We start from the raw sequence: 16944 nt of genomic DNA on the forward strand, positions 1-16944 counted from the left end.
ATGACAATTTCTGTAGTTTCAAAAAATCAATTGTCAATTATTAGAGATTTGGCATATCAAATTTGGCCAAATGCCTATGGAGAAATTCTTTCCAATGAGCAATTGGAGTATATGCTTAATTTAATTTACAGTATTGATTCTTTAGAAAAACAAATCGATAATGGTCATACTTTTTTGCTTGTTGAAGATGGAAATCAGTATGTCGGATTTGCTTCTTATGAATTGAATTATGAAAATTCTAACAAAGCAAAGATTCAAAAACTGTATGTTTTGCCTCAAATTCAAGGAAAAGGAATTGGCAAAAAACTAATAGATTTTATTAAGGAAATAGCTGTTGAAAATAAAAATCTTTCGCTTGTATTAAACGTAAATAGATTTAATAAAGCGAAAGATTTTTATGAAAAATATGGATTTGAAATCACTAAAGAAGTCAAAATCGATATTGGAAATGATTATATAATGGATGATTATGTAATGGAATTTCAGTTGAAATAAATTTTATTTCAAAGTAGCATCAATTTTTACATTCACCTTTTTAGAAACTTTTTTACTAACAACACTTGGAATTTTTATATCAAAATCATCTGTGTTTACATAAAAACTAGAATTCAAATCAACACCATTTGCTACTTTTTTTAGAGTTGCAGTAATAGTAATTTCTTTAGATTTTCCGTGAAGTTCTATAGTTCCTTTAATGGTATAGGTTTTTCCTTCAGTAGTTAGTTTTGAAAAATCAAAATTTTCAATTTTACCTTTAAAAGTTGATTTAGGAAACTTATCGCTTTCAACGTAGTTTTCATTAAAATGTTCTTCCATCAAAGCTACTTTAAATCGGAATCCTTTAACTAAAGCTAAGGAAGCAATTTCACCTGTTTTAGTATTGATTATAAAAGTTACACCATCATTTTTAGCTTTTACTTCCTCAAAAGAAGGAACAGAAGCTTCAAAAGATAATGAGCCATTTTTAGTCACAATTTTATCTTGTGCAAATAATGTTGAGCTAACAATAATTGCTAGAAATAGAAATATTTTTTTCATAGTATTTTTTTTAAATTTATTTACAGCAATTATTCTGCCAAACCTTCATCTTCCCATTGACTAATTAAATCTATTGTTACTTGTGGTAATCTTTGTGCACCAAGAGGCATTGCTCCAGTTGAACCTTCAGTTCTAGAAATTCTATCAATTAAACCTCTATTTAAAACTGCATCTTTAACTTCTTCGTATGTAGTTAAAGACATTGGCGCTCCAAAAGAAGGAGTTGAACCATGGCATTGTAAACAATTGTTATCAATAATGTTTTTTATTGAAGTGGAGTATTTAACTTCTTGATTTGGGTCAAATGAAACTAAATCATCTGTACTATCATTAGTACAACTACTTAAAAGTAGTATTGGAAGTAAAAAAAATGGTAAAATTCTGATTTTCATAGCGATTTGTTTAAAAACATGATTAATATCATTGCATAAAATTAAAAAAAAATTATTAATTTTGGATAAAATTTTTACAAATGAAGAAAAAAATTATAATATTTCTTATTATTGTTAGTGTTTTAGCTTTTTTTGGTTATAAATACATTTATCAAAGTCACAGAGATATAAGTTCTGAAACCGCTTCTTTTTCAATAAAAGTAGAACAATTAAAGAAAGATTTTAGTTCAAATGATAGTGTTGCAAATGCAAAATATCTTGATAAAACTATAGTCATTTACGGAGAAGTTACAAATGTGGATTTAGAGAATAAACAATTAATAATCGATTCATCTTTAAATGCAAAAATGACAGGTGATATTTCAGCAATAAAAGTCAAGGATAAAGTTACTCTAAAAGGAAGATTTATTGGTTATAATGATTTGCTTGAAGAGTTTGAAATGGATCAATGTACAATTGAAAAAGAATGATAAAAAAAATAGTTTTATTTGTAATTCTAAATTCATTTTTTAGTTTTTGTCAACAAAAAGATATTTTTTTAGTTGCCAGAAATGGTAGTGTTTTTGAAATGGAATCAATACTAAAAGAAAGCCCAAGTGCATTAAATTCTAAAAATGAATATGGATTTTCACCATTAATATTAGCTTGTTACAAATCAAATAATGATGTAGCACGTTATTTAATCGAAAACAAAGCCGATTTAGATTATGTTTCCCAAGAAGGAACAGCATTGATGGCGGCAACAGTTAAAGGAAATGCTAAGTTAGTTGAATTGTTATTATCAAATAATGCAAATCCTAATTTAACCGATGAAAAAGGAACAACTGCTTTGATGTATGCCGTTCAATTTAAAAATGAAGAAATAATACAATTGCTTTTGAAATATAAAGCTGATAAAACAAAAATAAATAACGAAGGAAAAACGGCATTTGAATTTGCGGTTTTTTCTAAAAACGATAATATAATTAACCTTTTAAAATAAATGCTATGAAATTAAAAACTACTTTATTATTTACATTACTGAGTTTGGGTGTATTTGCTCAACAAAAATCGACGGGAACTTTAACATTTGTATCTGGTTTGCAAGCTAGCATTACTTTAAATAGTGCTACATCTACAGCTACAATTGTTTTATCTGGCCCGAGTAATAGATGGTTTGCTTGTAAATTTGGTTCATTTACTACAGGAATGCAGGTTACAAATGATGTTGTTTATTATAACGGTACAACACTTGTCGATGCAACACAAACTGGTGGTGGACCAACAAATGACGCTACTCAAAACTGGACAGTTACAGGAAATACTGTTTCAGGTTCAACAAGAACAATTACAGCTACTAGAGCTTTTTCTACAGGTGATTCTAATGATTTTACATTTGTTTTTGCAAATACAACAATTGATATGGCTGCAGCTTATGGACCAACTGCGGGTTCATTTGCTTTAGAGTACCATGGAGGAAATAGAAATAAATTTATTGATACACCAATTAATGCAACACTTGGCGTTGAAAAATATTCTTTAGATAATGCTCAAGTTTATCCAAATCCTTCAAAAGGAGATTTTATAGTTAAATCTGAAATCTATTTTTCAAAAGTAAACGTATATACACAAACAGGTGCTTTTGTTAAGACTGTTGAAGTTGAAAATAATGACGATAATGTAGAAATTAATATTTCAGGATTATCAACAGGTGTTTATTTACTTGAAATTGTAAATGATACTCAAAAGTCTTGGAAAAAAGTTGTAGTAAATTAATTATTGAAAGTTACTATATTTGAGAAAAATACTAAAGCTATGTTGTCAAAGTATTTGAAATGATGACATAGCTTTTTTTATGTGTAAAAATTAAAAAATTAAAAAATGAAGAAGATTTTATTACTGATTTTATGTCCATTTGCTCTTTTTGCACAAGATGATTTATTGAGTGAAATAGATTCTGTTGCTACAAATGAAAAAGTGGAATCAGCATTTAAAGGTTTAAAAATTGTAAATATTGAATCAACAAAACTTGCAGCAAAAGGAGACTTGTATTTTATTGTTGCGCACAGATTTGGTTCTGTAAAGGATGGATTTAAAGGTTTTTTCGGACTTGATAATGCTGTTACTCAATTAAAATTTGTTTATGGAGTAAACGATTGGTTGACAGTAAGTGGTGCAAGAAGTGAAGTTGTTTATGATTTTTCTGCTAAATATTCATTACAACCTCAAATTAAAGATGGTTTTCCTGTTTCAATTGTTGGATTTAGTAGTATTGGTATCAATAATTTATTAGATGAAAGTATTTATCCAAAATTGGAATTTAACAATCGAATGATTTATGTTTCTCAGGTTTTGGTTTCAAGAAAGTTTAATAATAAATTATCATTACAATTGGCTCCAACATTTTTTCACGAAAATTTTGTAGTTGATGATAATCAAGATAATAGCCAATTTGCATTAGGAATGGGTGGAAGATATAAACTTTCAAACCGTTGGTCTTTGAATGTTGATTATGCAGCACATTTGAATAGAGCATCGACGGCACCTTATAAAAATCCTCTTTCTGTTGGAGTTGATTTAGAAACTGGAGGACATGTTTTTCAAATGCACTTTAGTAGCTCGCAAGGAATTCATGAGTCAGGTTTCTTAGGAAATACAACAGGAGATTGGTCTAAAGGTCAAGTATTTTTTGGTTTTAATTTGTTGAGAGTTTTTTAAAAAAAAGTTCAAGAAAATAATTCAAAAAAAAATCCCGATTTCATTAATTTGAAATCGGGATTTTTTTTGAATGAATAAATTTATTCTTTGATGAATTTTTGACTATAGTCTTTTCCGTTTTCATCTCTTAAAAGAAGAATGTAAGTTCCAGTCATTAATGATTGAACATTAATTGAATCGTTTTTCAAATTAGATTCTAAAACCATTCTGCCAGTTAAATCATAAACTTGTGCCAATGTCATTGTTACTCCATCGTTTGTTTTAATATTTAAAACTTCTTTAGCAGGATTTGGAAATAAACTGAAAGCAGTATTATTAAAATCATTAATACCTAAAGTTGACCCTTCAATAACATGAAGTCTTTGATTAATTGCAGGATTATTGATTGTATCAACTGTTCCTGATGGCCATCTAATAATAACTTGAGTTATTGCTGTTGCAGCTCCAATTCCAAAATGAACATTTAATGAACTCATGTATTTGAAACCGTCACCACTTCGAGCATCTCTAATTTGTTTTCCCCAAGCACCGTATATTTCAACTCTTGCTCCAATTCCGTTGCTATTACTTGCAATACCTTGAAGTGATATTTTTATCCAATTATTAGAATTACCAGTATTGAATTTTATTGTATTTCCCGTTTGAATATCAAGAAAACCATCATTGTTTAAATCACCAACTGCACCAACACCAAAACCAACTGAAACGGGTAAAAATGTTCCATTTGTTTGATTAATCATAATTTTATTTCCGCCACCCATAACGTCAACCCATCCATCATTATTAAAGTCATGAGCAATATGTTCAATATTTGTGCTTGTATTTGTATCCCAACCAGAACCAGCAGTGATGTTTGCAAAAGTTCCGTTTCCTAGGTTGTCCATATATTTGTGTGTTCCATCTGTAGTAGAACTTGCGCCTACTAATGCATCCATGTCACCATCATTGTCAAAATCCGCCCAAGCAGAAGACCATGTTTGTACTGGATCATACATGTTTGCAGCTACCGAAACATCAGTAAACGTTCCATTTCCATTGTTTCTGTGAAGCTCATTATATTTTGCAGTACCAGCTCCACCACGACATTTAGCTATAAATAAATCTTGGTCGCCATCATTATCATAATCAATCCAAATTGTACCATAGTTTCCACCTTCTGGATGCACACCAAGTGAAACTGCTCCTGGCGTAACTCCTGATTGATAATAGGTTAAATTTCCAGATGAATCATTCAAATAATAAACATTTGGATCGACATCATGACAAGTAAATGCATCTAGATTTCCATCATTATTGATGTCGATAAAGTTAGTTCTTTGACAAAATACATATTGACCTGGTGTAACGTTTGTGTAGGCAGTTCCTGTATTATTTGATCTCATTAGTGTAACTCCATTTCCACCGCCATACATTAAATCATTATAACCATCTTTATTATAATCACCTGCGGCTAAACTCCATGATGGCAAGTTTACAGCATTTGTAGTGGTTCTATCAACCATTGTAAATCCACCAGCACTATTTTGATTGTGAACTCTAATATTTGTAGCACTAACACCAACAATATCGTCTAAATAGTCATTATTCATATCGACTACACATATATTATAGCTACTATTTATTGTTGAAATTGTTTGAGTCGTAAAACTAACACTATTTGGAGAAGTAGGAACAGTTGTGCCTTCAATCAATTGGAAAGTAAATCCTGTAGAATTCCATTTATTATCAAAAGCAATGTAATATGTAGTTCCTGCTGTAACATTAAAAGTAGCGATTGATGAATAGTTAGAACCTGAATCATCATCTCCAGAATAACAGTTCAAAGCAGCACATCCGCCAGTATAAACGTGGAAACGCGTATCTTTTCTTGGTGTATTAGCTGCAATGTCAGTAGTTATTGTTACCGAATAATTTGCTGTTGGAGTGTAAGCATACCATTCACCTGCTGTTGCACCTGTACCATTATCGGCACAAATTGGTGAAGGAACTTGTGTTCCGTTTACAGCGTCAACAACATACAAACCTGCTGTATTTAATGGTGTTGCGGTTGCACACGTGTTTTGAGAATTTGCAAAATGTAGTGCAAACAAAAATGTAAGTAGTAAAGTAATTTTTTTCATAATGGGTTGGTTGGTTTTGTTTTTAGTTGCAAGGTTCTAAAGAATTTATCCACTCTTGAATAAGTTCAATTCCTTCTTCGTGTATAATTGATCTGCCTAAAAGCGGCATTCTGTAACTTTCATTCTCAGTATTCAGTCTATAATACATCATAGATCTATTGATATTTGCTGGGTTAACTATTTTAGACAATGCTGATGGAAAATCTGCCATATCTTGTGTGCTAACACAAACACCCATATTTTCTAAATCGGTTGTTTCGCTATATGCAAATCGCATTGGTCTATAATCACAATGACTATTGTTTTGATGGCAATGTGCACAATTGATATCTAAATAAGATCGCACTCTTAATTCTAAAGGTTTTGACGTGTCTTTATAATCAACAGTTGAAACAATATTTGAAGGTATATTATTTTCTAAATATCCTTGTTGAATCCATTTTTGCAATTGATTTTTTGTACCCGTAGTGTAAGCGTAATCAAAATTTAAATTTTGAGGTTTTATTCCAATTGGAACAGGAAGTTCATTAGATTTATGACAAGTTAAGCATTGTTGTTCTGAAGGAATTCTGTAGCTTGAAACCGATTTTAATGAGCCATTTTCCATCCATTCTACACTAGTATTACTTCCATTCATGTTTAAAATTGCTTCTGTTTGTTCTTCATTCCAAACATATTCTGCAAAAATCCAACCTGTCTCTTTCTTAATCATTATTCTAGTTTCAATGATTCGTGTTGTGTTTGAAGGTTGAACATTGTCATAATAGAAACTTTTTATTAAAGCAGAACCGACAGGTAACTCTAAAATTTTTCCATCTTCATTATAAGTTGCTTTACTTCCTTTTGGCATCCATACAAATCTTTTTTTATGAGCGTAGTCTGTAAAAAGTGACGACGCAGGTTCGTATGGTAAAACATCTTTTGAAGGAATTTGATTTTTCATTTCACCTTCAAAAAATTTATAATCAGATAGTTTTTCGTAAGGAACAGTTGTTAAATCAACAACCACAGGAGATAATTCTATATAATTATCATCTCTATCTGTGCAAGAAATAAAGAATGTTATGGATGAAATTAAAGTAATTGCTAAAAGAAGGTAATATTTTTTCATGTAAATGGATTTGATATATCAAAAATATAAAAAAAATCACAAAATCCTAATTATTACGCATTTAAAATGAGGACTTGAGGTAATTGTTATCAGTTACTGTCTTTATAAGACAACTAAAAATAAAAACACCCTACTTTTTTTAAAAAATAAGGTGTTTTATTTTAATTAATTTCAACTTTTACATTGTAATTTTTGAGATTTTCAATAGCTTCTATCGATTTATAATCAAAAATTTCTTCATGCTCTTGTTTTTCTTTTCTCACAGAAATCATTTTGACACAATAATAAAAGCGTCTTACTTCATTTAAAGAGGACAAAATTAGCTTCGGGACTTTTACATTATTTCCATCTTTATCCTTTGCAACCATAGTAAAATAGGACGAATTACAATGTTTTACTTTTCCTGTTTGAATGTTTTCTGCTTCAACTCGAATACCTACAATCATCGAGCTATTTCCAACATAATTTACAGATGCTTTTAATGTTACAAGTTCGCCAACTTCAATTGGATTTAAAAAATCTACCGTATCAACAGATGCCGTAACACAATAATTTCCAGAATATTTTGAAGCACAGGCAAAAGCAATTTGATCGAGTAATGACAAAATGTAGCCACCATGAATTTTGCCCGAAAAATTTGTGTGTGATGGCAACATCAATTCTGAAATGGTAATTTGAGATGATTTTACAGTTTTATAGTCACTCATAAATTATTTCATCTTAAATGGTGAGACATCTTTTTGAACTTCTGTAATAAAATAATTTGTGTCGCCCCACCAAGGAAATGTTCTATAACGTTCAATATAAGAAACTTTTACGTATTGTCCTTGAAGCTCTTTCATGCCTTCAATTACTTTTTCATTATTGTCTAATACTGAAAATTTAAATATTTGAGCACCAGAAATTCCCTGACTAATTTCTCCTTCCCAAGTTTTAAAAACATAACCTTTACTACTGAATTTTATCAATTCACCAGAACGAACACCTTCGCTGTAAGAAGCATAATATACAAAAGCAAAATATGCTGTTGTTAGCAATATTATTCCGAGAGTAAAGTAAATAATGACTTTTCTTAACATAATTTCTATGGTTTTAATTTAATTTTAAATCTTCGTTTGAATGATCAGAACTTTCAAATATGTTGGCTCTGTTTATTATGTTTTCGGGTAAAGCTTTTTTTGCTTTAGCACCCATTTTTTTCAATTTTTCAACACTAGTAATCAAGTTCCCTTTTCCATCAACAAGTTTATTCATCGCACCTTGATATTCTACTTTGGCTTCATCCATTTTTTTGCCAATTTTTATTAAATCTTGAACAAAACCTTCAAATTTATCATACAAAGCTCCAGCTTGACGTGCAATTTCTAAAGCATTTTCTTGTTGTTTTTGGTTCGTCCATATGCTATCAATTGTGCGTAAAGTTGCTAATAGAGTAGAAGGTGTAACAATAACAATATTTTTCTCAAAAGCTTTGTTATACAAGGTTGTATCTTCATTTAAAGCAATGGCAAACGCCGATTCAATTGGGATAAAAAGCAATACAAAATCAGGACTTTCCATGTGATACAAATCCTGATAATTTTTATTTCCTAATTGTTCAACATGACGATTAATCGAAATTACGTGTTCTTTCAAATATTGTGCTTTCAAATCATCATTTTCTTCATTGATGTAACGCTCGTATGCAGTTAAAGTCACTTTCGAATCGACAATCATTTTCTTTCCATCAGGAAGATTGATTACAACATCAGGGAAAACGCGATTTCCATCTTCTGTAACAAAACTTTGTTGTACAAAATATTCGCGATCTTTTTCTAATCCTGATTTTTCTAAAACACGTTCTAAAATCAATTCACCCCAATTTCCTTGCATTTTACTATCACCTTTCAAAGCTTTAGTCAAATTCAAAGTTTCTTTACTCATTTGCTCATTCATTTCGCGTAAGCCCAAAATTTGTTGGCGTAAAGCGGCATGATAATCAATACTTTCTTTGTGTGTGTCTTCCACTTTCTTTTCAAAAAGTTGAATCTTATCTTGCAGCGGAGAAAGAATATTTTTTAAATTCTCTTTATTTTGTTCTGTGAATTTGGTGGTTTTTTCTTCTAAAATCTTGTTGGCTAAATTTTCAAATTCTTTAGTAAATTTCTCCTGAAGTTGTTCTACTTCTTGTTTTTGTTCTTTATTGCGTTCCCAAAGATTTTCAAAATCGGTTTCTTTTTTTGAGAGTTGAATGGCTAAAGCATCTTTTTCAGAACGAATAGTTTCTTTTTCTGAATTTGAAAGAGCCAATTGTTTTTCAAAATCCAATTTATCAGATTGAATTTGCTTTTCAAATTGATTTCTTTCGTTTTGAAATTGTTCTTTCAGTTGATTAATTTGTGATAACAATCCATTAGATTTTTCTTCTAACGATGCTTTTTCTGATTGTGATTTAGCTGAAAATAATATTTTTCCAATGAAAATTCCAATGGATAAAGCAATGATGAAAGCGAGTATAATAGATAAAGAATCGGTCATTGAATGTAAAAAGTTTTTGTAAAAATAAGCATTAAATTGAAATTGACTATTTGAAAAATGTATTTTTGCTGAAATATATTTTATGCACCAACATTTCCTTATTCACAAACCCTACGGCTATTTATCGCAGTTCATCTATGAGTTGAAACGCAAGAAAAAATTGCTTGGAGAATTATATAATTTTCCTGAAGGAACGATGGCTATTGGTAGATTAGATGAAGATTCAGAGGGTTTACTTTTGTTGACAACTGACGGAATGATGAGCGAAATTGTTCGTAGTAAAAAAGTTGAAAAAGAATATTACGTTCAAGTGGACGGAATTATCAATCAAGAAGCTATTGAGAAATTAATGAATGGTGTTCAAATTGGTTTCAACGGAAAGAAATACATCACTAAAAAATGTAAAGCTGCTATTTTAAATTCAATTCCTGAATTTGGCGAACGAGGAAAAAAAATTCGAGACGAACGTCATGGACCAACTTCGTGGCTATCAATTACAATTAATGAAGGCAAATTTCGTCAAGTTAGAAAAATGACATCAGCAGTGGGATTTCCTACATTACGATTAGTGCGTGTTCGAGTTGGAAACATTTTCTTAAATGATTTAAAAGCAGGAGAAGTAATGGAAGTGAATAATTTTGATGTCTAATAATATAATAGTCTAAATATCTAAAAATCTAATCAATGTTAAACATAGTTTTAGTAGAACCCGAAATCCCAAATAACACAGGAAATATTGGACGATTATGTGTTGGAACCGAAAGTCGTTTGCACTTGATTCATCCGTTTGGTTTTGTGATAAATGATAAAAATTTGAAGCGATCAGGATTAGACTATTGGGTACATCTTGATGTTACCGAATATCAAAATGTAGAAGAATGGATTGCTCAAATTTCTGATAAATCTAGAGTTTTCTTGATGAGTTCACATGCTACAAAATCAATATATGAAAATCAATTTCAAGATGGCGATTGGTTGGTTTTTGGCAAAGAAAGTGTTGGATTATCTCAGGAAGTTTTGGCAAAATTTGAAAATCATTTGACTATTCCAATGTCAAATTTGATACGAAGTTTTAATATTGCCAATTCTGTAGCTTTTGTGGTTGGAGAAGCTAAAAGACAAATTAATTTGAAGTAGTTTATGCGACCATTTATTGATTTAAATAATGTATGGTATTCTGATGAAACTCTTGTTTATTATTCAAGATATGAAATAGTTAGTGCATGTATTTTTCAAATCGTAATTGTTTTATTGTTTTACTTTTCTTTAATAAATAACAATTATATCGTACCGACTATTTTGCTATTACCAACTTATTTTTTAGTAAAAAAAATAAAGCAATTGTATATTGAAAGAAATGTAATTCAGTTGACAATTAACTCCTACGGAATTAAAGTTAAGGATGAACAAATAATTAGCTGGGAAAATATAGAAAATGAGCGGATTATTAGAATAGGAAAGAGAAAAAATTCACGACACGATTTTGTTTTCTATGATAAAAGTCAACATAAAAAAATCCAAATCAGAACCGATATACTAAATTTTGGTTGTTTTGAATTATTAGATTCTGCTAAAATTCATAGAGAACGATATAATAGAAGGAATGAAATCATTTAAATAAAATTATGAGAGAAAAAATAACAGTTGCTGAGGCAATAAGTAAAGGAAAAGTAAAGTTAGTTTATTTACCAATGGTTATATTATTCTTGTCCATTGGGTTAGGGTTTTATCTTCAGTTTATGCACTATTTTGAAGGTTGGATTATTGGAGTTTCGGTTTTTGCAGGTTTTGTTTTGGCTTGGTTTGCATGGAGTTATTTTGTGGTAGAATGGAAAATTTGGGCTTTTGAAAATGTTAGAAACGTACATGAGTTAAAAAGGAAAGCTATTCAAAATAATTTGATATGGAAAGACGATAGTTGGTTTAAAAAGACAGAAATTATCAGATATGACCAAAAACAAAAATTAAAACAACTCGAGAAAAAATTCCTTGAAAAAGATATTTATCATGATGATTTGAATGTTCCAAAAGAAACTTTAATTCATTATTCTAAGGCAACAATTATTTTTGGATTAGTTTTAGGAGGTACTTTTTCTGGATACGCAATTTATATACTTTTAACTACTGAAAAAGAATATTTTTATTTGTTGTTTTTAGCTGTTGGAGCTTACTTTTTATATAATTCAATAAGTAAATTGATTAATAATAGTCCTCAAATTATTATAAATTCAACTGGAATAACTTTACACAAACAGAGTTTAATGAAATGGCAAAACATTACAAATGAATGTGTTGAATCTAGGAGAAGTGGAAAGCATATGAATTATTATCTAGTATTTAAATTCAATAATAAAAACTTTGAATTTCAAATTGATGACTTGAATATTGATGGCGAAAAGTTAGAGAGTTTGATGCAAGTTTATAGAGTTCGATTTGGAAAAAATAATCAAATGCAATAAAATAAAAACCTTCAAAAAATTAATATAAACTGATTCTTAATTTTTTGAAGGTTATAGATATGTAATTACAATTATTTGAAAATTTCGTCGAAGAAATCTTTCATCGCTTGCCAAGATCTTTTTGCAGCTTTTTCATTGTATGCTGCACCTTTGCTATTATCATTTCCAGCATCTTTATGAGTAAAAGCATGAACTGAGTTAGCGTAATATATCATTTGCCAATCTGCTTTTGCGGTTCTCATTTCGTCCTGAAAAGCTTTGATTTCAGTTTCAGGAACATAAAAATCGTCTGCTCCGTGAAGTACCAATACTTTAGTTGAAATAGGTTCAATTGTTCTTGAAGCATCTCTTCCTAATCCGCCATGAAATGAAACTACACCTTTAACCTTCATGTTTGTTCTTGCCGCTTCAATGGCACCAGTTCCACCAAAACAGTAACCAATTACGGCAATTTTATCAGGATTTGCTCCGTTTTTAATTAACTCATTTAAAGCTAATTGAATTCTGTTTTGATATTCCTTAATGTTTGTTTTGAAATATCCTGCAATTTTTCCCGCTTCACCTGTGTTTGTTGGTCTTTTGTCAATACCATAAATATCTGCTACAAATGTTTTGTAACCAAGTTTTGCTAATTCTAGAGCATTTTCTTTTGCATTATTATCAATTCCCATCCATGCTGGAAGAAGTAAAACGGAATTTCCATTGGAAATTTCTTTTTCTGGATTGTATATAAATCCTTCAAGTTTTTGATTTCCATCAGAATAAGAAACTGCTTTTTGAGCATGTGATGCTAACATTGTAAAACCGAATAAAAGAATAAAAAGACTTTTCATATAAATTATTTTTTTTCAAAATTACCGTTTTCAATCTTTTTTTATCTAAAACAAATCATAATTATTTGATAATAAACTTTCCCTTTTCGCTATCAAAAATAATATTCTGGTCTTTAAAAAGTGAATTAAAAACACCTTTTGAAATCAAATTACAGGGTTGGTCTTGAACAACATTATTTTCTGTCATCACAATCATTTCATCTGAAAGTTGAATAGCTAAATCAATATCGTGAGTTGAAAAAAGGATACATTTATTAGTTTCTTGTGATAGTTTTTTCAATAATTTAAAAACAGAAACTTTGTGCAATAAATCTAAATGAGTTGTGGGTTCATCGAGAATTATTAAAGGTGTATCTTGAGCCAATGCTCTTGCAATTAATACTTTTTGTAATTGGCCATCGCTAATTTCAAAATGCTTTTTATTTGCGAGTGATTCAATTTGAGTGAGTTGCATTGATTGATTTACTTTATCTAAATCTTCATCGGATAATTTCCCTAACCAATTTGTGTAAGGTTGTCTTCCAAGTGCAATTAATTCAAAAACAGTTAAATTACTTGGAGGTAATTTTTCAGTTAAAACCAAACTTAAATTTTGCGCTAAAACTAACGGTTCAAAACTTTGAATATCTTTTTCATTGAGGAAAACAATTCCAGAAACAGGTTTTTGAATGCCACAAAGTGTTCGTAATAAGGTTGATTTTCCAATTCCGTTTGCACCAACTAAACTAATTAATTTTCCAGCTTGTAAATTCAGATTTAAATTTGAAGCAATGACAATTTTCTCCTTTTTGGTTAGATAACCAATGGATAAATTTGAAGCAGAAAGAATGTAGTTACTCATTTTTTAATTTTTAAACACATAGAAACATAGAAAAAAATATAAATCAAAGATTGATATAGAAGCAAAAGCTTTTCATTTAGTATTCTTATATTTATTGTATTTTTTTAAAATATTCGTTTACAAATGTTTTTTGACCTTCCTTAAAAATATTAAAACAATTGAAATTTATAATAATGCCTTTCGGAGCCTTTAAAAGTTTCATGTAGGTTAATAATTGAGCTTCACTTATTGGATTTAACTGTAAAATAGACTTTAATTCAATAACCAAAATATTTTCAACAAATAAATCACATCTAAAATCTATTTTCAATTCCTTTTCTTTATAGACTAACGGAATTTTCATTTCTGTTTGAAAATTAATTTTTCTACTTACCAATTCTTCTTTCATACATTCGTGATAAACACTTTCAAGCAAACCTCTTCCTAAAGTTTTATGAACTTCAATTGCAGAACCAATAACTTCATAAGTTAAATCGTCTAAATATTTTTGTGTAACCATATATTGTCTTTTTTTTAAACAGATAGAAACATAGTTTTTTATTTCAAATCTATAAAAAAGCATTGCTTTTGTTTCTATCCTTTACTTTTATTAAAAATTTATCTATGTTTCTATGTGTTTAAAAAACATTATGTTAAATTTCTCTTCCTAATTAACAACCATATCACAATTGGTGCGCCAATTATTGACGTTATTGCATTGATTGGTAATGTAAAATCCAATCCTGGTAATTGCGAAATCATATCACAAAAAAGCATCAAAATACCACCAATTAAAATCGTACTCCAAAACAATATTTTATGATTACTTGTTTGAAAAAGTAATTTTGCTAAATGAGGAACTGCTAATCCAACAAAAGCTATTGGTCCTGCAAAAGCGGTGATACTTCCTGCTAAAATACAAGTGGCAATTATGATGGTATATCTTGACTTTTTGATGTTTAAACCTAAACTTTTTGCATAATTTTCGCCTAGTAATAATGCGTCTAATGATTTAATTGATAGTAAACTTAGTAGTAATCCAACTAGAACGGAAACGAATAAAATGAAAATGTTTTGCCAAGATAAGTTCCCTAAATTTCCCATGCTCCAAAAGGTGAATTTCTGCAATTGTTCTGCTGAACTGAAATAGGTTAATACAGAAACTATTGCACTTGTAAAACTACTGAACATTAACCCCACAATTAATATGGTTGCAGTATCACGAAGTCTTTGTGAAACTATTAAGACCAATAGCATTACAAGAAAACTTCCTAAACAAGAAGCTAAAATAATTCCATAGGAAGAAAGTAAAATATCAGAAAGAAAAGTTGGTAACAAACTTGCGCCTAAAATTACAAAGGCAACACCCAAGCTTGAACCTGAACTTAGTCCTAAAACATATGGTCCAGCAAGCGGATTTCTGAATAATGTTTGCATCAATAATCCTGCAACAGATAACCCAATTCCAACTAAAATTGCTGTTATTGCTTTTGGTAATCTAAAGTTAAAAATGATGTATTCCCATGTGTCTTTGCTTGCAGTTGAACCGAATAAACTCTTGAAAACTTCCTTTAATGGAATACTAACCTGACCGAATGAAATGTTCAATAACAATATCAATAATAATGTCAAGGACAAAATTGTAAAAAGAATTGTATTTCGGGTTTTGAACATTTATTTTATTTGTTTTTTGTCATTCCGAGGAACGAGGAATCTCATAAAGTGTTTTAAATAATGTGATTTCTATTAAAAGGTCGAAATGACAAAGTTAGTATAAAATTCGTGTGAAAAACTACTTCAACTTCTCAAAAAAGAAAGGTTTATAACCAACTAATAATTCGGGATGTAATATTTTTACTAAATCTTTTAGTACTAAATCTGGTCGATTTGGTGCTAATTCATAATATAAAATACCACCAGTTTTTCCTTTCTTTCCAGCAAAGGAATAGACATTTTTGTTTTGAAAAGCTTTAAATTGATTGTAATGAGGATTAGCTTCAATCATTTCATTTAAAGTTGAAAATTGTCCCGATGTAATCCAAAAATCGGCATCTTTTGCTTTTTCAAAAACGGTTTCAAATGATAAAGATAAACTTCCTGTTCCTGTAGTTTTTTGCCATAAATAATTTGAATTTGCTTCTTTCAAAATCAAACTTCCCCAACTTGTGCCACTTGGCAAATACCATTTTCCCTCAAAAATATCTCCAGCTAAAACAGTTGGTTTTGATGTTGCCTTTTTTGCAATTTCAATAGTTTTTAGATAGTCATTTTCAATTTTAGAAAAAATTTCGTTGGCTTTTTCTTGTTTATCATATAAAGCTCCGAAAAACTTAATCCATTCAGCTTTTCCCAATGGAGTTTGCTCGTTCCAATCGCCATTTAAAAGTACTTTTAAACCACTTTTTTCTAAGTTATCTAATGTTGGATTATTATTATCTAAACCATAACCAATGATGACATTAGGTTGTAAATCAATTAAGATTTCGGTATTTAATGTTTGATTTGTACCTAACTCTTTTACTTTTTTTGCATCAATCAAAGACCTAACTTTTTCTGATGAAATGTAATCAAGGTTTGGAAATCCAACCAATGTTTTTTCTTCCTTCAACATTTCCAATGAAGGAATATGAGTTGTAGATGTCACTACAATTGATTGAATAGGAACATTAATCGTTAGGTTATTTTTCAAAGAATCAGGAATAATTCCGTTTTTCTTTTTTAATATGTATTTGTAGGTTTTTGAAGCTTTAGGCCACGGATTTTTTACAGTTACAACAGCATAATTTCCATAATTTTCAATTGAAAATCCTTTGGCATATTTGACTGAATTTACTTTTGAAATCTTAGATTCAATTGGTTTCTCATTCTTACATTGGACAAAAAGAGAAGCTACTATAAGAATTATTAATAAAGATAATTTTTGCACAATTATTTTTTTTGCAAAAGTAGACAAATTA

Annotated in this window: 21 protein-coding genes; 9 read left to right on the plus strand and 12 right to left on the minus strand. The window is 29.6% G+C overall.

What is annotated here, in order from left to right:
- Positions 1 to 495, plus strand: a complete 495-nt coding sequence (locus tag Q0049_RS12165; RefSeq protein ID WP_298120112.1) for a GNAT family N-acetyltransferase — start codon at positions 1 to 3, stop codon at positions 493 to 495.
- 3 nt (positions 496 to 498) lie between these two features.
- Here Q0049_RS12165 and Q0049_RS12170 read toward each other — a convergent pair whose 3' ends face one another.
- Both Q0049_RS12170 and Q0049_RS12175 read right to left on the minus strand, forming a co-directional pair.
- Positions 499 to 1038 carry a YceI family protein gene (locus tag Q0049_RS12170; protein ID WP_298120114.1) on the minus strand — a complete coding sequence of 180 codons (540 nt, stop codon included), beginning with the start codon at positions 1036 to 1038 and terminating at the stop codon, positions 499 to 501.
- A 29-nt stretch (positions 1039 to 1067) separates the two neighbouring features.
- Positions 1068 to 1430, minus strand: a complete 363-nt coding sequence (locus Q0049_RS12175) for a hypothetical protein (protein ID WP_298120116.1) — start codon at positions 1428 to 1430, stop codon at positions 1068 to 1070.
- A gap of 80 nt (positions 1431 to 1510) precedes the next feature.
- On the opposite strand from Q0049_RS12175, the gene Q0049_RS12180 reads away from it, so the two are divergent.
- From Q0049_RS12180 to Q0049_RS12195, 4 genes are all read left to right on the plus strand, one after another.
- Positions 1511 to 1900, plus strand: a complete 390-nt coding sequence (locus Q0049_RS12180) for a hypothetical protein (protein ID WP_298120118.1) — start codon at positions 1511 to 1513, stop codon at positions 1898 to 1900.
- Positions 1897 to 2412, plus strand: coding sequence for an ankyrin repeat domain-containing protein (locus Q0049_RS12185; protein WP_298120121.1), 516 nt, complete (start codon positions 1897 to 1899; stop codon positions 2410 to 2412). The genes Q0049_RS12180 and Q0049_RS12185 overlap by 4 nt, the downstream gene beginning before the upstream one ends.
- A 5-nt stretch (positions 2413 to 2417) precedes the next feature.
- Complete coding sequence (locus tag Q0049_RS12190) at positions 2418 to 3185, plus strand: T9SS type A sorting domain-containing protein (protein ID WP_298120123.1); 768 nt, start codon at positions 2418 to 2420, stop codon at positions 3183 to 3185.
- 105 nt (positions 3186 to 3290) lie between these two features.
- Positions 3291 to 4127 carry a DUF5777 family beta-barrel protein gene (locus Q0049_RS12195; protein WP_298120126.1) on the plus strand — a complete coding sequence of 279 codons (837 nt, stop codon included), beginning with the start codon at positions 3291 to 3293 and terminating at the stop codon, positions 4125 to 4127.
- Positions 4128 to 4207: 80 nt separating this feature from the next.
- On the opposite strand, the gene Q0049_RS12200 is transcribed toward Q0049_RS12195, so the two are convergent.
- The 5 genes from Q0049_RS12200 to rmuC all read right to left on the minus strand — a co-directional run bounded on the left by Q0049_RS12200 (position 4208) and on the right by rmuC (position 9875).
- Complete coding sequence (locus tag Q0049_RS12200) at positions 4208 to 6247, minus strand: FG-GAP-like repeat-containing protein (protein WP_298120129.1); 2040 nt, start codon at positions 6245 to 6247, stop codon at positions 4208 to 4210.
- A gap of 22 nt (positions 6248 to 6269) precedes the next feature.
- Positions 6270 to 7358, minus strand: coding sequence for a hypothetical protein (locus Q0049_RS12205; protein WP_298120132.1), 1089 nt, complete (start codon positions 7356 to 7358; stop codon positions 6270 to 6272).
- 161 nt (positions 7359 to 7519) lie between these two features.
- The gene (locus tag Q0049_RS12210; RefSeq protein ID WP_298120135.1) at positions 7520 to 8065 is read right to left on the minus strand and encodes an acyl-CoA thioesterase; all 546 of its coding nucleotides are present in this window, start codon (positions 8063 to 8065) and stop codon (positions 7520 to 7522) included.
- Between the two features lie 3 nt (positions 8066 to 8068).
- Positions 8069 to 8437, minus strand: a complete 369-nt coding sequence (locus Q0049_RS12215) for a 6-phosphogluconate dehydrogenase (protein ID WP_298120138.1) — start codon at positions 8435 to 8437, stop codon at positions 8069 to 8071.
- Between the two features lie 13 nt (positions 8438 to 8450).
- Positions 8451 to 9875, minus strand: a complete 1425-nt coding sequence (gene rmuC / locus Q0049_RS12220; protein WP_298120141.1) for a DNA recombination protein RmuC — start codon at positions 9873 to 9875, stop codon at positions 8451 to 8453.
- Positions 9876 to 9957: 82 nt separating this feature from the next.
- On the opposite strand from rmuC, the gene Q0049_RS12225 reads away from it, so the two are divergent.
- From Q0049_RS12225 to Q0049_RS12240, 4 genes are read left to right on the plus strand one after another with little or no spacing between them, the layout of a single operon-like run.
- The gene (locus tag Q0049_RS12225) at positions 9958 to 10524 is read left to right on the plus strand and encodes a pseudouridine synthase (protein WP_298120144.1); all 567 of its coding nucleotides are present in this window, start codon (positions 9958 to 9960) and stop codon (positions 10522 to 10524) included.
- A 35-nt stretch (positions 10525 to 10559) separates the two neighbouring features.
- On the plus strand, positions 10560 to 11012 hold the full coding sequence (locus Q0049_RS12230) for a tRNA (cytidine(34)-2'-O)-methyltransferase (RefSeq protein WP_298120147.1): 453 nt from the start codon (positions 10560 to 10562) through the stop codon (positions 11010 to 11012).
- 3 nt (positions 11013 to 11015) lie between these two features.
- Positions 11016 to 11492: a hypothetical protein gene (locus tag Q0049_RS12235; protein ID WP_298120149.1), complete on the plus strand. Its 477-nt coding sequence runs from the start codon at positions 11016 to 11018 to the stop codon at positions 11490 to 11492.
- An 8-nt stretch (positions 11493 to 11500) separates the two neighbouring features.
- Positions 11501 to 12334, plus strand: coding sequence for a hypothetical protein (locus Q0049_RS12240; protein ID WP_298120152.1), 834 nt, complete (start codon positions 11501 to 11503; stop codon positions 12332 to 12334).
- A 71-nt stretch (positions 12335 to 12405) separates the two neighbouring features.
- On the opposite strand, the gene Q0049_RS12245 is transcribed toward Q0049_RS12240, so the two are convergent.
- The 5 genes from Q0049_RS12245 to Q0049_RS12265 all read right to left on the minus strand — a co-directional run bounded on the left by Q0049_RS12245 (position 12406) and on the right by Q0049_RS12265 (position 16913).
- Positions 12406 to 13167: a dienelactone hydrolase family protein gene (locus Q0049_RS12245; protein ID WP_298120155.1), complete on the minus strand. Its 762-nt coding sequence runs from the start codon at positions 13165 to 13167 to the stop codon at positions 12406 to 12408.
- 61 nt (positions 13168 to 13228) lie between these two features.
- The gene (locus tag Q0049_RS12250) at positions 13229 to 14008 is read right to left on the minus strand and encodes an ABC transporter ATP-binding protein (protein ID WP_298120158.1); all 780 of its coding nucleotides are present in this window, start codon (positions 14006 to 14008) and stop codon (positions 13229 to 13231) included.
- Positions 14009 to 14099: 91 nt separating this feature from the next.
- Positions 14100 to 14507, minus strand: a complete 408-nt coding sequence (locus Q0049_RS12255; RefSeq protein WP_298120161.1) for a GxxExxY protein — start codon at positions 14505 to 14507, stop codon at positions 14100 to 14102.
- A 128-nt stretch (positions 14508 to 14635) separates the two neighbouring features.
- Positions 14636 to 15661, minus strand: coding sequence for an iron ABC transporter permease (locus Q0049_RS12260; RefSeq protein ID WP_298120163.1), 1026 nt, complete (start codon positions 15659 to 15661; stop codon positions 14636 to 14638).
- A 118-nt stretch (positions 15662 to 15779) separates the two neighbouring features.
- Positions 15780 to 16913 carry an ABC transporter substrate-binding protein gene (locus Q0049_RS12265; RefSeq protein WP_298120166.1) on the minus strand — a complete coding sequence of 378 codons (1134 nt, stop codon included), beginning with the start codon at positions 16911 to 16913 and terminating at the stop codon, positions 15780 to 15782.
- Positions 16914 to 16944: the final 31 nt, after the last annotated feature.

Origin of the sequence: Flavobacterium sp., assembly GCF_027484205.1 — a bacterium.
Taxonomy (GTDB): Bacteria; Bacteroidota; Bacteroidia; order Flavobacteriales; family Flavobacteriaceae; genus Flavobacterium.

Coding starts and splice junctions, on each gene's coding strand:
- Q0049_RS12205 (WP_298120132.1), bottom strand. CDS start 7,358: ATGAAAAAATATTACCTTCTTTTAGCAATTACTTTAATTTCATCCATA.
- Q0049_RS12225 (WP_298120144.1), top strand. CDS start 9,958: ATGCACCAACATTTCCTTATTCACAAACCCTACGGCTATTTATCGCAG.
- Q0049_RS12250 (WP_298120158.1), bottom strand. CDS start 14,008: ATGAGTAACTACATTCTTTCTGCTTCAAATTTATCCATTGGTTATCTA.
- Q0049_RS12210 (WP_298120135.1), bottom strand. CDS start 8,065: ATGAGTGACTATAAAACTGTAAAATCATCTCAAATTACCATTTCAGAA.
- Q0049_RS12190 (WP_298120123.1), top strand. CDS start 2,418: ATGAAATTAAAAACTACTTTATTATTTACATTACTGAGTTTGGGTGTA.
- Q0049_RS12165 (WP_298120112.1), top strand. CDS start 1: ATGACAATTTCTGTAGTTTCAAAAAATCAATTGTCAATTATTAGAGAT.
- Q0049_RS12260 (WP_298120163.1), bottom strand. CDS start 15,661: ATGTTCAAAACCCGAAATACAATTCTTTTTACAATTTTGTCCTTGACA.
- rmuC (WP_298120141.1), bottom strand. CDS start 9,875: ATGACCGATTCTTTATCTATTATACTCGCTTTCATCATTGCTTTATCC.
- Q0049_RS12200 (WP_298120129.1), bottom strand. CDS start 6,247: ATGAAAAAAATTACTTTACTACTTACATTTTTGTTTGCACTACATTTT.
- Q0049_RS12175 (WP_298120116.1), bottom strand. CDS start 1,430: ATGAAAATCAGAATTTTACCATTTTTTTTACTTCCAATACTACTTTTA.
- Q0049_RS12245 (WP_298120155.1), bottom strand. CDS start 13,167: ATGAAAAGTCTTTTTATTCTTTTATTCGGTTTTACAATGTTAGCATCA.
- Q0049_RS12215 (WP_298120138.1), bottom strand. CDS start 8,437: ATGTTAAGAAAAGTCATTATTTACTTTACTCTCGGAATAATATTGCTA.
- Q0049_RS12255 (WP_298120161.1), bottom strand. CDS start 14,507: ATGGTTACACAAAAATATTTAGACGATTTAACTTATGAAGTTATTGGT.
- Q0049_RS12240 (WP_298120152.1), top strand. CDS start 11,501: ATGAGAGAAAAAATAACAGTTGCTGAGGCAATAAGTAAAGGAAAAGTA.
- Q0049_RS12170 (WP_298120114.1), bottom strand. CDS start 1,038: ATGAAAAAAATATTTCTATTTCTAGCAATTATTGTTAGCTCAACATTA.
- Q0049_RS12230 (WP_298120147.1), top strand. CDS start 10,560: ATGTTAAACATAGTTTTAGTAGAACCCGAAATCCCAAATAACACAGGA.
- Q0049_RS12185 (WP_298120121.1), top strand. CDS start 1,897: ATGATAAAAAAAATAGTTTTATTTGTAATTCTAAATTCATTTTTTAGT.
- Q0049_RS12195 (WP_298120126.1), top strand. CDS start 3,291: ATGAAGAAGATTTTATTACTGATTTTATGTCCATTTGCTCTTTTTGCA.
- Q0049_RS12180 (WP_298120118.1), top strand. CDS start 1,511: ATGAAGAAAAAAATTATAATATTTCTTATTATTGTTAGTGTTTTAGCT.
- Q0049_RS12235 (WP_298120149.1), top strand. CDS start 11,016: ATGCGACCATTTATTGATTTAAATAATGTATGGTATTCTGATGAAACT.